At 64.3% G+C, this 15,459-nt stretch carries 11 protein-coding genes and 1 pseudogene; 11 read left to right on the top strand and 1 reads right to left on the bottom strand.

The features are described 5' to 3' along the window. Positions 1–51: 51 nt before the first annotated feature. The 11 genes and pseudogenes from bamB (at position 52) to OKW28_RS27455 (ending at position 12,941) form a co-directional block, all read left to right on the top strand. Positions 52–1,197, top strand: a complete 1,146-nt coding sequence (gene bamB / locus OKW28_RS27505; protein WP_429450369.1) for an outer membrane protein assembly factor BamB — start codon at positions 52–54, stop codon at positions 1,195–1,197. Positions 1,198–1,668: 471 nt separating this feature from the next. Continuing rightward, positions 1,669–3,006, top strand: coding sequence for a ribosome biogenesis GTPase Der (der, locus tag OKW28_RS27500; RefSeq protein WP_429450368.1), 1,338 nt, complete (start codon positions 1,669–1,671; stop codon positions 3,004–3,006). Positions 3,007–3,181: 175 nt separating this feature from the next. Continuing rightward, the gene (hfq, locus tag OKW28_RS27495) at positions 3,182–3,418 is read left to right on the top strand and encodes an RNA chaperone Hfq (protein ID WP_006051315.1); all 237 of its coding nucleotides are present in this window, start codon (positions 3,182–3,184) and stop codon (positions 3,416–3,418) included. 30 nt (positions 3,419–3,448) lie between these two features. Next, positions 3,449–4,663: a GTPase HflX gene (gene hflX / locus OKW28_RS27490; RefSeq protein ID WP_429450367.1), complete on the top strand. Its 1,215-nt coding sequence runs from the start codon at positions 3,449–3,451 to the stop codon at positions 4,661–4,663. 49 nt (positions 4,664–4,712) lie between these two features. Beyond that, the gene (gene hflK / locus OKW28_RS27485; RefSeq protein WP_429450366.1) at positions 4,713–6,107 is read left to right on the top strand and encodes an FtsH protease activity modulator HflK; all 1,395 of its coding nucleotides are present in this window, start codon (positions 4,713–4,715) and stop codon (positions 6,105–6,107) included. Between the two features lie 15 nt (positions 6,108–6,122). After that, a pseudogene (hflC, locus tag OKW28_RS27480) lies at positions 6,123–7,029 on the top strand (protease modulator HflC). A 43-nt stretch (positions 7,030–7,072) separates the two neighbouring features. Continuing rightward, positions 7,073–7,264, top strand: coding sequence for a DUF2065 domain-containing protein (locus OKW28_RS27475; protein ID WP_013089773.1), 192 nt, complete (start codon positions 7,073–7,075; stop codon positions 7,262–7,264). A gap of 217 nt (positions 7,265–7,481) precedes the next feature. Further along, positions 7,482–8,633 carry an ATP phosphoribosyltransferase regulatory subunit gene (locus OKW28_RS27470; protein WP_429450365.1) on the top strand — a complete coding sequence of 384 codons (1,152 nt, stop codon included), beginning with the start codon at positions 7,482–7,484 and terminating at the stop codon, positions 8,631–8,633. A gap of 221 nt (positions 8,634–8,854) precedes the next feature. Beyond that, positions 8,855–10,201: an adenylosuccinate synthase gene (locus OKW28_RS27465; protein ID WP_429450364.1), complete on the top strand. Its 1,347-nt coding sequence runs from the start codon at positions 8,855–8,857 to the stop codon at positions 10,199–10,201. 18 nt (positions 10,202–10,219) lie between these two features. Beyond that, positions 10,220–10,792 carry a phosphoribosyltransferase gene (locus tag OKW28_RS27460; RefSeq protein ID WP_429450363.1) on the top strand — a complete coding sequence of 191 codons (573 nt, stop codon included), beginning with the start codon at positions 10,220–10,222 and terminating at the stop codon, positions 10,790–10,792. A 262-nt stretch (positions 10,793–11,054) separates the two neighbouring features. Further along, positions 11,055–12,941, top strand: coding sequence for a potassium transporter Kup (locus tag OKW28_RS27455; protein ID WP_429450362.1), 1,887 nt, complete (start codon positions 11,055–11,057; stop codon positions 12,939–12,941). 149 nt (positions 12,942–13,090) lie between these two features. On the opposite strand, the gene OKW28_RS27450 is transcribed toward OKW28_RS27455, so the two are convergent. Next, positions 13,091–15,445 carry a Tex family protein gene (locus OKW28_RS27450; RefSeq protein WP_429450361.1) on the bottom strand — a complete coding sequence of 785 codons (2,355 nt, stop codon included), beginning with the start codon at positions 15,443–15,445 and terminating at the stop codon, positions 13,091–13,093. Positions 15,446–15,459: the final 14 nt, after the last annotated feature.

Genomic DNA, 15,459 nt, shown 5'->3' with positions numbered 1-15,459 from the left:
GACCGCAAGGCGGTCTCCTTTAATCCAATTTCCTGAATGCTTCGTCCACCGATGAATCTGCTGAAACGTTACGCCGTGCCCGTTATCTGTGCGATGACCGTTCTCACGCTGGCGGCTTGCTCATCCACGAAAGACGAGCGCCGTGTGCCGACGCCGCTCACCGAGTTCAAACCCGTGCTCGACGTGCAGCAGTCCTGGTCGGCGAGCGTCGGCAAGGCGGGCCGCTACCTGTTCTCGCCGGTTGCGGTCGGCAATGCCGTGTACGCTGCCGGCACGAATGGTACGGTCGCCAAGATCGACGCGCAAACGGGCAAGGACGTGTGGCGCGTCAAGTTGCACGATGATCTGTCGGCGGGCGTCGGCAGCGATGGCACGCTCACCGCGGTCGGTGGCTTGAAGGGCGACGTGTACGTGCTAGGCGCGGACGGCAAGCAGCTGTGGACCGCGAAGGCGCCGGGCGAGATCATTACGCCGCCGCTCGTCGGCAACGGCCTCGTGATCGTGCGCACGATCGACGGCCAGATCGTCGCGTTCAACGCGCAAACCGGCGAGCAGAAGTGGAACTTCCGCAACCGCGCCGTGCCGCTGAACCTGCGCGTGTCGTCGGGCATGACGTTCGCAGGTGACGCGGCCGTGCTGGCCGGCTTCCCGGGCGGCTCGTTCGCCGCGATCAACTTGCAGACGGGCGACGCCTACTGGCAGACGCCGGTATCGTATCCGAAGGGCGTGACCGAGGTCGAGCGTATCAACGACGTGACCGGCCCGCCCACGCTGGTGGGTTCGGAGACCTGCGCGGTGACGTTCCAGGGCCAGATTGGCTGTTTCGACGCCAACTCGGGCCGCGCGCTGTGGGGCAAGCCGTTCTCGAGCACGAGCGGCCTCGCGCAGGATGAGCGCAGCGTGGTCGCCGCCGACGACTGGTCGGTCGTGTCCGCATTCGACGTGAGCAACGGCTCGGCGCTGTGGAAGAACGACACGCTGAAGAACCGCGACCTGAGCGTGCCGACGCTGCTCGGCCGCGCGGCCGTGTTCGGCGACTACAAGGGCTTCGTGCATTTCCTGTCGACCGTCGACGGCACGCTCGTCGCACGAGTGAAGACCGACGGCAGCGCGATTACCGCGGCGCCGGTGCTGGCCGGCGACACGCTGGTCGTACAGACGCGCGACGGCGGCCTGTTCGGCTATCGTCCGCGCTGATCACTATAGATGATGTCAGGCGCGCAGGCCGGCTTTGCCGGCCGCGCGCTTTTTAGTTGAAGTCTGCGCCGGCTTTGGCGTGCGGCTCCTGCGTCGGGTTGCCGCGCTGCCCGTCGCGTGATCGGGCAGGCTCAATAGAAAAAATCGCCGGATGGGTTGGTCCGGCAAGTCGGATCGAGGCTGCGGCCGCCGGCATGCAAGGCGGCGCGTGCGCTTCGTCGGCGGCCTTGTAAATTAAAGACGCCCTCGAACACGAGCGCGTCAGCCGTCGAGCAGCCCGGTCTGAAGCAGGCGCCCCCCGGCGGCGTCTGTGCAGCCCACGCCCGTCCGCCTGGATGCGCATATCGATCGCGCATCCGAAGCAGACTGAATTCGTGATAATTTCGTCAGAACGCCACCCCGTGGCGGCCGCCTGGCGTCGCTACGCGCGTGATCGGTTGCGATCCCGCGTTTCACCGTGAACAACATCAGATGAAACCCGTTATTGCCCTCGTTGGGCGCCCCAATGTGGGGAAATCCACGCTGTTCAACCGCCTCACGCGTTCGCGTGACGCGCTGGTTGCGGACCTGCCCGGTCTCACGCGCGATCGCCATTACGGCGAAGGACGTGCCGGCGAGCGGCCGTATCTGGTCGTCGACACCGGCGGCTTCGAGCCGGTCGCGAAAGACGGCATCCTGCACGAGATGGCGCGCCAGACCCGCCAGGCGGTCGAGGAGTCGGACGTCGTCGTGTTCATCGTCGATGGGCGCAACGGTCTCGCGCCGCAGGACAAGTCGATCGCCGACTATCTGCGCAAGGTCGGCCGGCCGATCTTCCTCGTCGTGAACAAGGCCGAGGGCATGAAGTACGCCAACGTCGCGGCCGACTTCTACGAACTCGGTCTCGGCGATCCGCGCGCGATTTCGGCCGCGCACGGCGACGGCGTCACCGACATGATCAACGAGGCGCTCGAAGTCGCGTATACCGGTCAGCCGGAAGAGAGCGAGGAAGACAAGGAAGCGCGCGGCGTGAAGATCGCCATCGTCGGCCGGCCGAACGTTGGTAAGTCGACGCTGATCAATGCGCTGGTCGGCGAAGAGCGCGTGATCGCGTTCGACATGCCCGGCACTACGCGCGACTCGATCTACGTCGATTTCGAGCGCAACGGCACGCCGTATACGCTGATCGACACGGCCGGCCTGCGCCGCCGCGGCAAGGTGTTCGAGGCGATCGAAAAGTTCTCGGTCGTGAAGACCCTGCAGTCGATCTCCGATGCGAACGTCGTGATCCTGCTGCTCGACGCGCGTCAGGACATCTCGGATCAGGATGCGCACATCGCTGGCTTCGTCGTCGAGCAGGGCCGCGCGCTGGTGGTTGGCGTGAACAAATGGGACGGTCTCGATCCGCATGTGCGCGAGCGCACCAAAGCCGACCTCGAACGCAAACTAAAATTTCTGGACTTCGCCAAATTCCATTTCATTTCCGCCGCGGAAAAAACCGGAATCGGGCCGCTGATGCGTTCGGTCGACGACGCGTACACGGCCGCGATGACGAAGCTGCCGACGCCGAAGCTCACGCGCGCGCTGATCGAGGCAGTCGAGTTCCAGCAGCCGCGCCGTCGCGGTCCAGTGCGTCCGAAGCTGCGATACGCACACCAGGGCGGACAGAATCCGCCGATTATCGTGATTCACGGCAATGCGCTCGACGCGATCACCGACACGTATAAGCGGTACCTCGAAAATCGCTTCCGGGAAACTTTCAAGCTGACGGGGACTCCATTGCGAATAGAGTTCAGATCGTCGACGAACCCTTACGCGGACAAAGGCTGAAGCAAGCTGAAGCTGGTCTTAAACCTGGGCTGAAACCCGCGTGTATGCTGGGTTTGGCCGGGGGTCCCGGGCCCGCGCGTCGAAATGAAAATCAGCTATAGTGTAGCGGTTGGCGGCGGATCTCTTTTTCTTCGCCGTCAATTCAGTCAACCTGCAAAAAAATACGGAGTTTGCTATGAGCAACAAAGGGCAATTGTTACAAGACCCGTTTTTGAACGCACTGCGTAAAGAGCATGTGCCGGTGTCGATCTACCTGGTCAACGGCATCAAGCTTCAAGGGAACATCGAATCGTTCGACCAGTACGTCGTGTTGCTCCGGAATACGGTCACCCAGATGGTCTACAAGCACGCCATTTCGACGGTCGTGCCTGCCCGTCCGGTGAATTTCCACCCGGATTCCGAACAGTCCTAACCCTCGCCGCGGCCGGCACACTGTCGCCCGTTGGCGATCACTCCCGGCCGCGTCATTTTGATACCCTCCAATTTGATCAATGCAGCGCTCGTTGGCATCGACTTCGGCAAGATCGATTTCGAAGCCAGTCTCGAAGAACTCAGCCTGCTCGCGCAAAGCGCGGGCGCGAACCCCCTGGTCACCCTCACCGGACGCCGTTCCAGTCCCGACGCGAAGATGTTCGTCGGCAGCGGCAAGGCCGAAGAATTGCGCCTTGCGTGCGAAGCAAACGACATCGAACTCGTGATCTTCAACCATGCTCTGGCGCCTGCGCAGCAGCGCAATCTGGAGCGGGCGCTTAATCGGCGCGTGGTCGATCGCACCAGTCTGATCCTCGACATTTTCGCGCAGCGCGCGCGCAGCCACGAAGGCAAGCTGCAGGTTGAACTCGCGCAGCTGCAATATCTGTCGACCCGGCTGATTCGCGCGTGGACCCACCTCGAACGTCAGAAGGGCGGTATCGGATTGCGCGGTCCAGGCGAGACGCAGCTCGAAACCGACCGCCGGCTGATCGGCGAGCGCATCAAGGCGCTCAAGATCCGCCTCGACAAGCTGCGCCGCCAGCATGGCACGCAACGCCGGGCGCGGAATCGCAACCAGACGATGTCGGTGTCGCTCGTCGGCTACACGAACGCCGGCAAATCGACGCTCTTCAACGCGCTGACCAAGGCGCAGGCGTATGCCGCCGACCAGTTGTTCGCCACGCTCGATACCACCTCGCGGCGCGTGTATCTGGGCGACGAAGCGGGGCAGGTGGTGGTGTCCGATACCGTCGGTTTCATCCGCGAGCTGCCGCACCAGCTCGTCGCCGCGTTCCGCGCGACGCTCGAGGAAACCATTCACGCGGACCTGCTGCTGCATGTCGTCGATGCATCGAGCGCGGTGCGGCTCGACCAGATCGATCAGGTCAACGAGGTGTTGCGCGCGATCGGCGCGGACACGATCCGTCAGGTGCTCGTGTTCAACAAGATCGACGCGGTGCCAGAGCTGGCAGCCCGTGGCGACGCGGTCGAGCGGGACGAGTATGGTAATATTTCGCGCGTCTTTTTGAGCGCGCGTACCGGGCAGGGGCTGGATGCATTGCGCGCTGCCATCGCCGAAATCGCTACAGCCGAACCGCTTGCCGACATGCCGCTCGATGCGTCGCAAGATGACCGCGCAACGCAACTGCGCGACGACCACAAGGTTCCAGAACTCGGGCACTGACCCGTTCCAATTGCACTGACCCGCTGTCTACTCTGGTGAACGAACACAGGTGAACGATTACAACGAGCGGAGTATCTGGCTGCGTATGCGCGCCTTGCTTTCACTGAACGATCCGCGTTGGGGCCGGGGCGACGGCAACGGCGACCGGCAACGGCCGAACGATCCGAAGCGACCGGCACGCGACGGTGAAGGTCCGCCCGATCTCGACGAAATGTGGCGCGATTTCAATCGCCGTCTGTCCCGGATTTTCGGGCGCAGGGGCGGCGGTGGCCGTCCGGACAACGGCCGTGGCGCGCGCATCGGCGTCGGCATCGTGATCGGCGTGCTGATCGCGATCTATCTCGGCAGCGGTGTGTTCGTCGTGCAGGATGGCCAGGCGGCCGTCGTGCTGCAGTTCGGCAAGTATCGCTATACCGCGGCGCCGGGCGTGCACTGGCGTCTGCCGTTTCCGTTCGAGTCCCACGAGTTCGTCAATGTCGGGCAGATCCGCCAGGTCGAGATCGGCCGTAGCAATGTGGTTCGTCTCGCGAACGTGAAGGACGCGTCAATGCTCACGCACGACGGCGACATCGTCGACGTGCGCTTCGCCGTGCAGTACCAGGTGCGCAAGCCCAACGACTTTCTGTTTCGCAGCGTCGATCCCGATCAGAGCGTGATGCATGCCGCGCAGGCGGCGGTGCGCGGCATCGTCGGCGCGCATAGCACTAGCGATCTCCTCGATCAGGATCACGAAACTTTGCGCCAGCAGCTGATCGCGGCGATCCAGCAATCGCTCGATCAGTACCAGTCCGGTCTGGCAGTCACGGGCGTGATGATCCAGAGCGTGCAGGTACCCGAGCAGGTGCAACCAGCGTTCGCCGACGCTGCGAAGGTGCACGACGAAAACGAACGCGCGAAACGCGATGCGCAGGCTTATGCGGCCGATCTCCTGCCGCGCGCGCAGGCCGATGTCGATCGTCAGGTCCAGGAAGCCAAAACCTATAGCCAGACCACGGTCGCGCAGGCGCAGGCCGAGGCCGAGCGCTTCAACCAGGTCTACGCCCAATACGCGAAGGCGCCGGCCGTCGTGCGCTTCCGCCTGTACATGGAAACCATGCAGCAGATTTACGCGAACGCGACCAAGGTGTTCGTCGACGCGAAGAACGGCAACAACGTGCTGTATCTGCCGCTCGACAGGCTCGTCGAGCAGAACCGTGAACGCCAGGCCGCGGCGGCGGGCGCCGCCGCTTCGGGTCCTGCTGTCGCGGGCGCGCCGCAAGCGGCGAGTGCGGCCGCGCCGTCGGCCGCGTCGGCCGCTGAGACCGGTGCCGCGGCAGGCTCCGCCGCCGATGGCGCATCCGGACCCGCCGCTTCCGCGCCTGCGCCAGCGAGCCGGCCGAGCGCCGCGTCGCTGCGCTCGCGCGAAGCGTTCCGCAACCGCATGCGCGAAGACGACGTTCAATAAGGAGCGCACAAGAATATGAACCGAATCATTGCGCTCGTCGTCGCGGTCGTCATCGTGCTGTTCGCGGCATCGTCGATGGTGTTCGTCGTCGATCAACGGCATATGGCTGTGTTGTCCGCGCGCGGCGATGCGACGCCCACGCTGCTCGGCCCGGGGCTGCACGTGAAGCTGCCGCCGCCGCTGCAAACGGTCGCGTTCGTCGACAATCGCATCCAGTCGCTCGACGCACCCGACGAAGATCATTACGTCACGTCCGACAAAACCGATCTGCTGGTCAACCCGGTGATCAAGTTCCGCGTGACCGATCCGCTGAAGCTGATCGCCGAAACGAAGGGTGATCCGCAGAGTCTGCCCGACCGGCTCGCGCTGCTGTCGCGCGGCGCGCTCGGCGACGCGTTCGGCAAGTTCACGCTGTCCGACGCGCTCGCCAAACAACCGGCGGTCGCCGAAGAGGCCCGCGGTGCGATGGACAAGGGCGCGGCATCGCTCGGCGTATCGGTCGTGGATGTGCAACTCACGCGCGTCGATTTCCCGGCCGCGGTGGCCGACTCGGTATTCAAGCGCATGATCGCCGCGCGCCAGCAGGTCGCGGCGGACGAGCGAGCGAAGGGCGCCGCCGAAGCGAACCAGATCCGCGCGGACGCGCTCGCGAAGCGGCAGGCGGTGCTCGCCGACGGCCTCGCGCAGGCGCAGGGCATTCGCGGCGAAGGCGATGCAAAGGCCGCGGAGATCGCTGCCGAAGCGTTCGGCAAGGATCCGCAGTTCTACCAGTTTTATCAAAGCATGCAGGCGTACCGGAAGACCTTCAAGCCGCGGCGACCTGATCGTGGTCGACTCCAGTAGCGAGTTCTTCCGCTTCATGCGTAGCCCGACCGGCGGCGTCGCCCCGGACGCTTCCGCGCCTGCTGCGCGCAAACGCTGATTACCAAAGGCCGCGGCACCCGCATCGCGGCTGCTTCAATCGCATGGACATAGCTGGTTCATTATTGCTCGCGATCGCGCTAATGCTGATTATCGAGGGGATGTTTCCGTTCGTTTTTCCGAGCGCCTGGCGCGACACGTTCCGTAAAATAGCGGAACGACCGCCGCATCAGATTCGTGTCGGAGGGCTCATCGTGATGTTGCTCGGGCTGGTTCTACTGTTCATCGCGACCTGAAGCCGGCTTGCTTGTCTGACGAACGCCGCGTGTTTCGGCGTGTTTTGCCGGCCCAAGCAAAACGCCTACTGACCGGTCACGCCGCCGCGCGTCGCGCGCGTGCCGCGAAACGCCGCCCGAGCGTCTGTGTCAGCCGCCAGAATCAAGCCGCTCTACGTCATTCACACTCATCATCGGCGCTGCAAGACGCCGTGTTCAACGCCGTAGGACTGTATCGATGTCGACCTGGTTGCTTCCTGAGAATATCGCCGACGTGCTGCCGTCGGAGGCCCGCAAGATCGAAGAATTGCGGCGTCATTTGCTGGACCGTTTCCGCTCGTACGGCTACGAGATGGTGATGCCGCCGCTGCTCGAATACATCGAGTCGCTGCTGACAGGCGGTGGGCACGATCTGAATCTGCGCACCTTCAAGCTCGTCGATCAGCTGTCGGGCCGCACGCTCGGTCTGCGCGCCGACATCACGCCGCAGGTCGCGCGCATCGACGCGCATCTGCTGAACCGCCAGGGCGTCACGCGTCTTTGCTATGCGGGCAACGTCGCGCATACGCGCCCGCGCGGCCTGCATGCGACGCGTGAGCAGATCCAGATCGGTGCGGAAATCTACGGCCACGCAGGGCTCGAAGCGGACCTCGAAATCCAGCAGCTGATGCTCGACGCGCTGCGTCTCGCCGGCCTCGCGAAGGTGCGTCTGGACCTGTGTCACGCGGGCGTGCTGGCGGCGCTGATCGAAGCCGAGCCGGCCGCCGAGGAACTGGGCCAGGCGCTCTACGACGCGCTGGCCGGCAAGGACGTGCCGCGCCTGGTCGAGATGACCGCGCAATTCTCGCCGGTGATTCGCGATGCGCTGCGCGCGCTGCCGACGCTGTACGGCGACGCGTCGGTGCTCGAAGAGGCCCGCGCGCGTCTGCCGAATTCACCGGCGATCGCCCGCGCGCTCGACGACCTCGCGTTCCTCGCGAGCCAGGTCGACGGCGCCGAAGTGATGATCGACCTCGCCGATCTGCGCGGCTACGCGTACCACAGCGGCGTGATGTTCTCCGCTTACGTGGACGGCGTGCCGAACGCGGTCGCGCGCGGCGGCCGTTACGACCACGTCGGTCAGGCCTATGGCCGCGCTCGCGCGGCAACCGGCTTTTCGCTGGATCTGCGCGAAGTCGCGCGGATCTCGCCGGTCGAAGCGCGCAGCAGCGCGATCCTCGCGCCGTGGCGGCACGACGAAGCGTTGCGCGTGGCGGTCGCGGCATTGCGCGATGGCGGTGAAGTGGTAATCCAGGCGCTGCCTGGCCACAAGCACGATCTCGATGAATTCGCGTTCGACCGGGTGCTGGTCGAGCGCAATGGCGCCTGGGTGGTCGAACCGCGCGCTTGAGTCGCGCATTTCGATCAACGCTGCGGGGGACCCGTCCCCCGGCGCTCGCCAGGGGGCGGCGCAACCACCGCCCGAATCGCGCGCGGTCGAGCGAATCTTCGCGGCCGCGCATCCCTCGCAACACTCAACATAACGTGCATACCATTGAGCGGAAACGGAAAAATTCCGGAAGCTTCCGCGAACCTAGGTAAAATACGTTTTTAACCAGCTTACGAAACAACATGTCTGCCAGCGCAGTGAATGTGAACCCCGGGCGCAACGTCGTCGTCGTGGGTACCCAATGGGGTGATGAGGGCAAGGGCAAGATCGTCGACTGGCTGACGGACCACGCTCAGGGCGTCGTTCGCTTCCAGGGCGGTCACAATGCCGGTCACACGCTTATCATCGGCGGCAAGAAAACCATCTTGCGTCTGATTCCGTCGGGCATCATGCATCCCGGCGTCGCGTGCTATATCGGCAATGGCGTCGTGTTGTCGCCGGAAGCGCTGTTCAAGGAAATCGGCGAACTCGAAGCCGCCGGCATCGAGGTCCAGAAGCGCCTGTTCATTTCCGAAGCCACCACGCTGATCCTGCCGTATCACATCGCGATCGACCAGGGCCGCGAAGCGCGCCGCGGCGCGAGCAAGATCGGCACGACCGGCCGCGGCATCGGCCCGGCCTATGAAGACAAGGTCGCGCGCCGCGGCCTGCGCGTGCAGGACCTGTTCGACGCGCCAGCCTTCGCCGAGCGTCTGCGCGAAAACCTCGACTATCACAACTTCGTGCTCACGCAGTACCTCGGCGCCGCCGCGGTCGACTTCCAGCAAACGCTCGACACGATGCTGAGCTACGCCGACCGTCTGAAGCCGATGGTCACCGACGTGTCGCGCCGTCTCTACGACGTCAACGCGAACGGCGGCAATCTGCTGTTCGAAGGCGCGCAGGGCACGCTGCTCGACATCGACCATGGCACCTATCCGTTCGTCACCTCGAGCAACTGCGTCGCAGGTGCCGCGACGGCGGGCGCGGGCGTCGGTCCGCAGAAGCTCAACTACATCCTCGGCATCACGAAGGCGTACTGCACGCGTGTCGGTTCGGGCCCGTTCCCGAGCGAACTGTACGATGCGGACAATGCCTCGCGCCAGGACCCGATCGGCCTCGAACTCGCCACCGTCGGCAAGGAATTCGGCTCGGTCACCGGCCGTCCGCGCCGCACTGGCTGGCTCGACGTCTCCGCGCTGCGTCGCTCGATCCAGATCAACGGCGTGACGGGGCTGTGCATGACCAAGCTCGACGTGCTCGACGGTCTCGACGAAGTGAAGCTGTGCGTCGGCTACACGATCGACGGCCACAACGTCGATCTGCTGCCGCGCGGCGCGACGGAAGTCGCGCGCTGCGTACCGGTCTACGAAACCTTTGCGGGATGGAAGGAAAGCACGGTCGGCATCAAGGAGTGGGACAAGCTGCCCGCCAACGCGCGTGCGTACCTGTCGCGTGTGCAGGAAGTCGCGGGCATTCCGATCGACATGGTCTCGACCGGTCCGGACCGCGACGAAACGATTCTGCTGCGTCATCCGTTCAAGGTCTAAGCGATGCAAGGTGTACCCATGATCGCGATGAAAGATCCGCGCAACGACGACAAGAACCTGTGGGTCGGCTGGGACGAATATCACCGGCTGATCGAGGTGCTCGCACTTGCCGTGCACGAATCGGGTTGGAAGTTCGACAAGATCCTGTGCCTCGCACGCGGCGGTCTGCGCGTCGGCGACCAGCTGTCGCGCATCTACGATCTGCCGTTGGCGATTCTGGCAACGAGCTCTTATCGCGAGGCAGCGGGCACGCAGCAGGGCGAACTCGACATCGCGCAATACATCACGATGACGCGCGGCGAACTGCACGGTAACGTGCTGCTCGTCGACGACCTCGTCGATTCGGGCGTCACGCTCGCGCGCGTGCAGCAGCATCTGAAGGAACGCTATCCGGCCATCACCGCGGTGCGCTCGGCCGTGCTGTGGTACAAGGGCTGCTCGAAGGTGAAGCCTGATTACCACGTGCAGTATCTGCCGACCAACCCGTGGATTCATCAGCCGTTCGAGGAGTGGGACACGGTGCGTCCGCATAACCTCGGCGCGTGGATCAAGCGCGGCATCGCCCAGGCCGATGAGGCGTCGGGCAATTGACGCGAAGCCGCGCGCCTCATGCTTTGTCGCATCGGATCTCGCGCGTCATCGCGGTGTCACAAAACGGAGCCCAGTCGGGCTCCGTTTTTTTATGCGTCACGCGCCGCGCCGGGACGTCCGCACCGCGGCAGACGCGTCCATATCGCAGTGCTACACTGCGCGGACATCCACGTGGCGTATCCACAACAAGCCGGGCGGTACCGGATGGGCAGTTTAAAATAGCGGTCGTTTTTTCCGCCCGGGAACGGATTTCCTCGCGTCCATGACAGATAACAATCACGTACACAAACAGCCACTGCCTTCCCTTGCGATTGCCGCGATCGGTGTGGTGTTCGGCGACATCGGTACGAGCCCGTTGTACGCGCTGAAGGAAGCCTTCAGTCCGTCGCACGGCATCCCGTTGACCGATCAGTCGATCCTTGGCGTTATTTCGCTGCTGTTCTGGGCGATCGTGATCGTGGTCGGCGTCAAGTACGTGCTGTTCGTGATGCGCGCCGACAACAACGGCGAGGGCGGCGTCCTCGCGCTCATGGCGCTGGCGATGCGCTCGGTCGATCAGAAATCGAAAATGGCCGGCCTTCTGATGATGCTCGGCATCTTCGGCGCCTGCATGTTTTACGGCGACGCGGTGATCACGCCGGCAATCTCGGTGATCTCGGCGGTCGAAGGTCTCGAAATCGCCGCGCCGCATCTGGCGAATCTGGTGATTCCGCTGACCGTCGTGATCCTGATCGTGCTGTTCTGGATCCAGCGGCACGGCACGGCCACGGTCGGCCGTCTGTTCGGGCCGATCATGACGCTTTGGTTCCTCGTGCTCGCCGTGCTCGGCCTGTGGCACATCATGCAGTCGCCGAATGTGATCCAGGCGCTCAATCCGTACTACGCGTACACGTTCATGGCCGCGCACGTGCTGCAGGCCTACGTGGTGCTCGGCTCGGTCGTGCTGGTGCTGACCGGCGCGGAGGCGCTGTACGCGGACATGGGCCACTTCGGCGCGCAGCCGATCCGCATGGCGTGGTACGTGCTCGTGATGCCTTCGCTCGTGCTGAACTACTTCGGCCAGGGCGCGCTGCTGATGCACGACCCAAAGGCGATCGAAAATCCGTTCTTCCTGCTCGCGCCGGACTGGGCGTTGTTGCCGCTCGTCGTGCTGTCGACGATCGCGACGGTGATCGCGTCGCAGGCGGTGATTTCGGGCGCGTACTCGCTGACGAGCCAGGCGATCCAGCTCGGCTACGTGCCACGCATGAAGGTCCTGCACACGTCCGAACTCGCGATCGGGCAGATCTATGTGCCGGTCGTGAACTGGATGCTGCTGTTCATCATCCTGTGCATCGTGATCGCGTTCAAGAGCTCGGACAATCTGGCGGCCGCGTACGGTATCGCGGTGACTGCAACGATGGTGATCACGACGATCCTTGCCTGCGTCGTGATGGTGAAGGTGTGGAACTGGAACAGACTGCTCGTTGGGCTCATCATCGGCGTGTTCATGGTGGTCGACCTGGGCTTTTTCGGCGCGAACCTGCTGAAGGTCGAAGAGGGCGGCTGGTTGCCGCTGTGCATCGGCGGCCTGCTGTTCTTCCTGCTGATGACGTGGTTCAAGGGCAGGATGATCGTGAAGGAACGCACGGCCGCCGACGGTATTCCGTTGATGCCGTTCCTGCAAGGCTTGCTCGCGCATCCGCCGCATCGCGTGTCGGGCACTGCGATCTATCTGACCGGCAGCGATTCGCTGGTGCCGGTGAGCCTGCTGCACAATCTGAAACACAACAAGGTGCTGCACGAGCGCACGATCTTTCTGACCTTCGTCACGCGCGACATTCCGTACGTGAAGGACGCCGATCGCGTGACCGTGAAGGACATGAATGGTGGCCTGTGGCTGGTGAAGGCAGCCTACGGCTTTAACGAAACGCCCGACGTGAAGGCGGTGCTGCTCGACGTCGGCCGCACGCACGACATGACCTTCGAATTGATGGACACGTCATTCTTTCTCGCGCGCGAAACGGTGGTGCCGACGCAATTGCCGGGCATGTCGGTATGGCGCGAGCGTGTGTTCGCGTGGATGCATCAGAACGCCGCGAAGCCGACCGACTTCTTCAGCATCCCGGCTAACCGGGTCGTGGAACTGGGAACGAAGATCGAGATTTGACGGCTCGCGCGTGACGTGCGGGAGCGCAAACAAAAGGCCCACGCAATGCGTGGGCTTTTTGTTCATGCGCGCGTGCAAGCGGTTGAGCGCGCGACGCAGTCATGTCACGGACCGGAGCGCGTGCGACGACGTGCTCCGGTCCGTGACGCTCACTTCTGCTTGAGCTTCGCAAACGCAGCCGCCATCGCGCCGCCCGGCTCCGGTTCGCGCGAGCGTTGCGGCGCACCGCGTCCCGCTCCGCCGCGATTGAAGCTGCCGCCCGAGCCACCGCGATCCTGCTGCGCACCGCCGCCGCTGCGCGCGGCCGCTGCACCGGGTTCGTCGTCGAGACGCATCGTCAGTGCGATACGCTGGCGCTTCACGTCGACTTCGAGCACCTTGACCTTGACGATCTGACCGGCTTTCACGACCTCATGCGGGTCCTTCACGAACTTCGTCGACATCGCCGACACGTGCACGAGGCCATCCTGATGCACACCGACGTCGATGAACGCGCCGAACGCCGCGACGTTCGTCACGACGCCTTCGAGCACCATGCCCGGGATCAGATCGCTGACCTTCTCGACACCTTCGCGGAACGTCGCGGTCTTGAACTCGGGACGCGGATCGCGGCCCGGCTTCTCGAGTTCGACCAGGATGTCGCGCACGGTTGGAAGACCGAAACGCTCGTCGACGAATTCGGTGGGTGACAGTCCGCGTAACGCGTCGCGATTGCCGAGCACTTCGCCGACCTGCTTACTGATCTTCGCGAGGATGCGCTGAACGACCGGATACGCTTCCGGGTGCACCGACGAACGGTCGAGCGGATTCTCGCCGTTATTGATGCGCAGGAAGCCGGCAGCCTGCTCGAAGGTCTTGTCGCCGAGACGCGGGACCTTGCGTAGATGCTCGCGCGACGGGAACGGCCCGTTCGCATCGCGATAGTCGACGATGTTGCGCGCGAGCGTTGCGTTTAAACCCGACACCCGCGCGAGCAGCGCGACCGACGCGGTGTTCGCATCGACGCCGACCGCATTCACGCAGTCTTCGACGACCGCGTCGAGCGAGCGCGCGAGTTCGCGCTGGTTCACGTCGTGCTGATACTGGCCGACGCCGATCGCCTTCGGCTCGATCTTCACGAGCTCGGCGAGCGGGTCCTGCAGACGTCGCGCGATCGACACGGCGCCGCGCAGCGACACGTCCATGGCGGGGAATTCCTTCGCGGCAAGCTCGGACGCCGAGTACACCGACGCGCCGGCTTCGGACACGACGATCTTCTGCAGCTTCAGCTCCGGATGACGCGCGATCAGCTCGCTCGCGAGTTTGTCCGTCTCACGCGACGCGGTGCCGTTGCCGATGCTGATCAGCTCGGCCTGCGTTTGCGCGGCGATTCGCGCGAGCTTCGCGAGCGAGCCGTCCCAGTCGCGGCGCGGCTCGTGCGGGTAGATCGTGTCGGTCGCGAGCACCTTGCCGGTGCGGTCGACCACCGCCACCTTCACGCCGGTGCGCAAGCCCGGATCCAGACCGATCACGGCCTTCGGACCAGCCGGCGCCGCAAGCAGCAGGTCCTTCAGATTGCGCGCGAACACGCGGATCGCTTCGTGTTCGGCTTCGTCGCGCAGATTGGTCAGCAGCTCGTTTTCGAGGTGCGGCTGCACCTTGACGCGCCAGCACCAGCGGCACACGTCGGAGAGCCACTTGTCGGCGGGGCGGTTCTGATTGGCGATGCCGAAGTGCCGCGCGATCAGCGCTTCGCCCGGGTGCGGCACCTGCGCGTCGAGCTCTTCGCCGAGGCCGAGCTTGATCATCAGCACGCCGGCATTGCGGCCGCGGAACAGTGCGAGCGCGCGATGCGACGGCACTGTGCGGATCGTTTCGGCGTAGTCGTAGTAGTCGCGGAATTTCTCCTCTTCCGCGGTTTCCTTGCCTTCCACGACCTTCGACGACACCACGCCCTGGTTGAACAGATAGTCGCGCAGCTTGCCGAGCAGTTCGGCGGTCTCGCCGAATTGTTCGGAGAGGATGTCGCGCGCGCCGTCGAGCGCGGCCTTCACATCGGCGATGCCTTTGTCCGCGTCCACGTACGCCGCGGCTTCGGCTTGCGGATCGAGCAGCGGATTGCCGAGCAGCGCGTCGGCGAGCGGCTGCAGGCCGGCTTCGCGCGCGATCTGCGCGCGCGTGCGGCGCTTCGGTTTGTATGGCAGATAGAGGTCTTCGAGCACCTGTTTGCTGTCGGCGCCTTCGATCGCGCCGCGCAGCTCGTCGGTGAGCTTACCCTGTTCGTCGATGCTCGCGATGATCGCCGCGCGCCGGTCTTCCAGCTCGCGCAAATAGAGCAGGCGTTCCTCGAGATTGCGCAGTTGCGTGTCGTCGAGATTGCCCGTCACTTCCTTGCGATAACGGGCGATGAACGGAACGGTCGCGCCTTCGTCGAGAAGTTCCACCGCGGCCGCGACCTGGCGCGGCTGGACGGACAGTTCGGTGGCGATGCGCTGGACGATCTTGAGTGCTACGGTTTCCGTCATAAGGTCTTGGTGTT

Origin of the sequence: Paraburkholderia sp. 40 (assembly GCF_050434105.1) — a bacterium.
In the GTDB taxonomy this organism is placed as follows: Bacteria; Pseudomonadota; Gammaproteobacteria; order Burkholderiales; family Burkholderiaceae; genus Paraburkholderia; species Paraburkholderia tuberum.
The sequence above is the reverse complement of the archived record's forward strand: the minus strand, read 5'-3'. Positions and strand labels throughout refer to the sequence as shown.

What these genes read in the sequence shown, in the direction of transcription:
- hfq (WP_006051315.1), top strand. Translation starts at nt 3,182, where the DNA reads ATGAGCAACAAAGGGCAATTGTTACAAGACCCGTTTTTGAACGCACTG.
- OKW28_RS27465 (WP_429450364.1), top strand. Translation starts at nt 8,855, where the DNA reads ATGTCTGCCAGCGCAGTGAATGTGAACCCCGGGCGCAACGTCGTCGTC.
- der (WP_429450368.1), top strand. Translation starts at nt 1,669, where the DNA reads ATGAAACCCGTTATTGCCCTCGTTGGGCGCCCCAATGTGGGGAAATCC.
- OKW28_RS27460 (WP_429450363.1), top strand. Translation starts at nt 10,220, where the DNA reads ATGATCGCGATGAAAGATCCGCGCAACGACGACAAGAACCTGTGGGTC.
- OKW28_RS27475 (WP_013089773.1), top strand. Translation starts at nt 7,073, where the DNA reads ATGGACATAGCTGGTTCATTATTGCTCGCGATCGCGCTAATGCTGATT.
- OKW28_RS27450 (WP_429450361.1), bottom strand. Translation starts at nt 15,445, where the DNA reads ATGACGGAAACCGTAGCACTCAAGATCGTCCAGCGCATCGCCACCGAA.
- OKW28_RS27470 (WP_429450365.1), top strand. Translation starts at nt 7,482, where the DNA reads ATGTCGACCTGGTTGCTTCCTGAGAATATCGCCGACGTGCTGCCGTCG.
- bamB (WP_429450369.1), top strand. Translation starts at nt 52, where the DNA reads ATGAATCTGCTGAAACGTTACGCCGTGCCCGTTATCTGTGCGATGACC.
- OKW28_RS27455 (WP_429450362.1), top strand. Translation starts at nt 11,055, where the DNA reads ATGACAGATAACAATCACGTACACAAACAGCCACTGCCTTCCCTTGCG.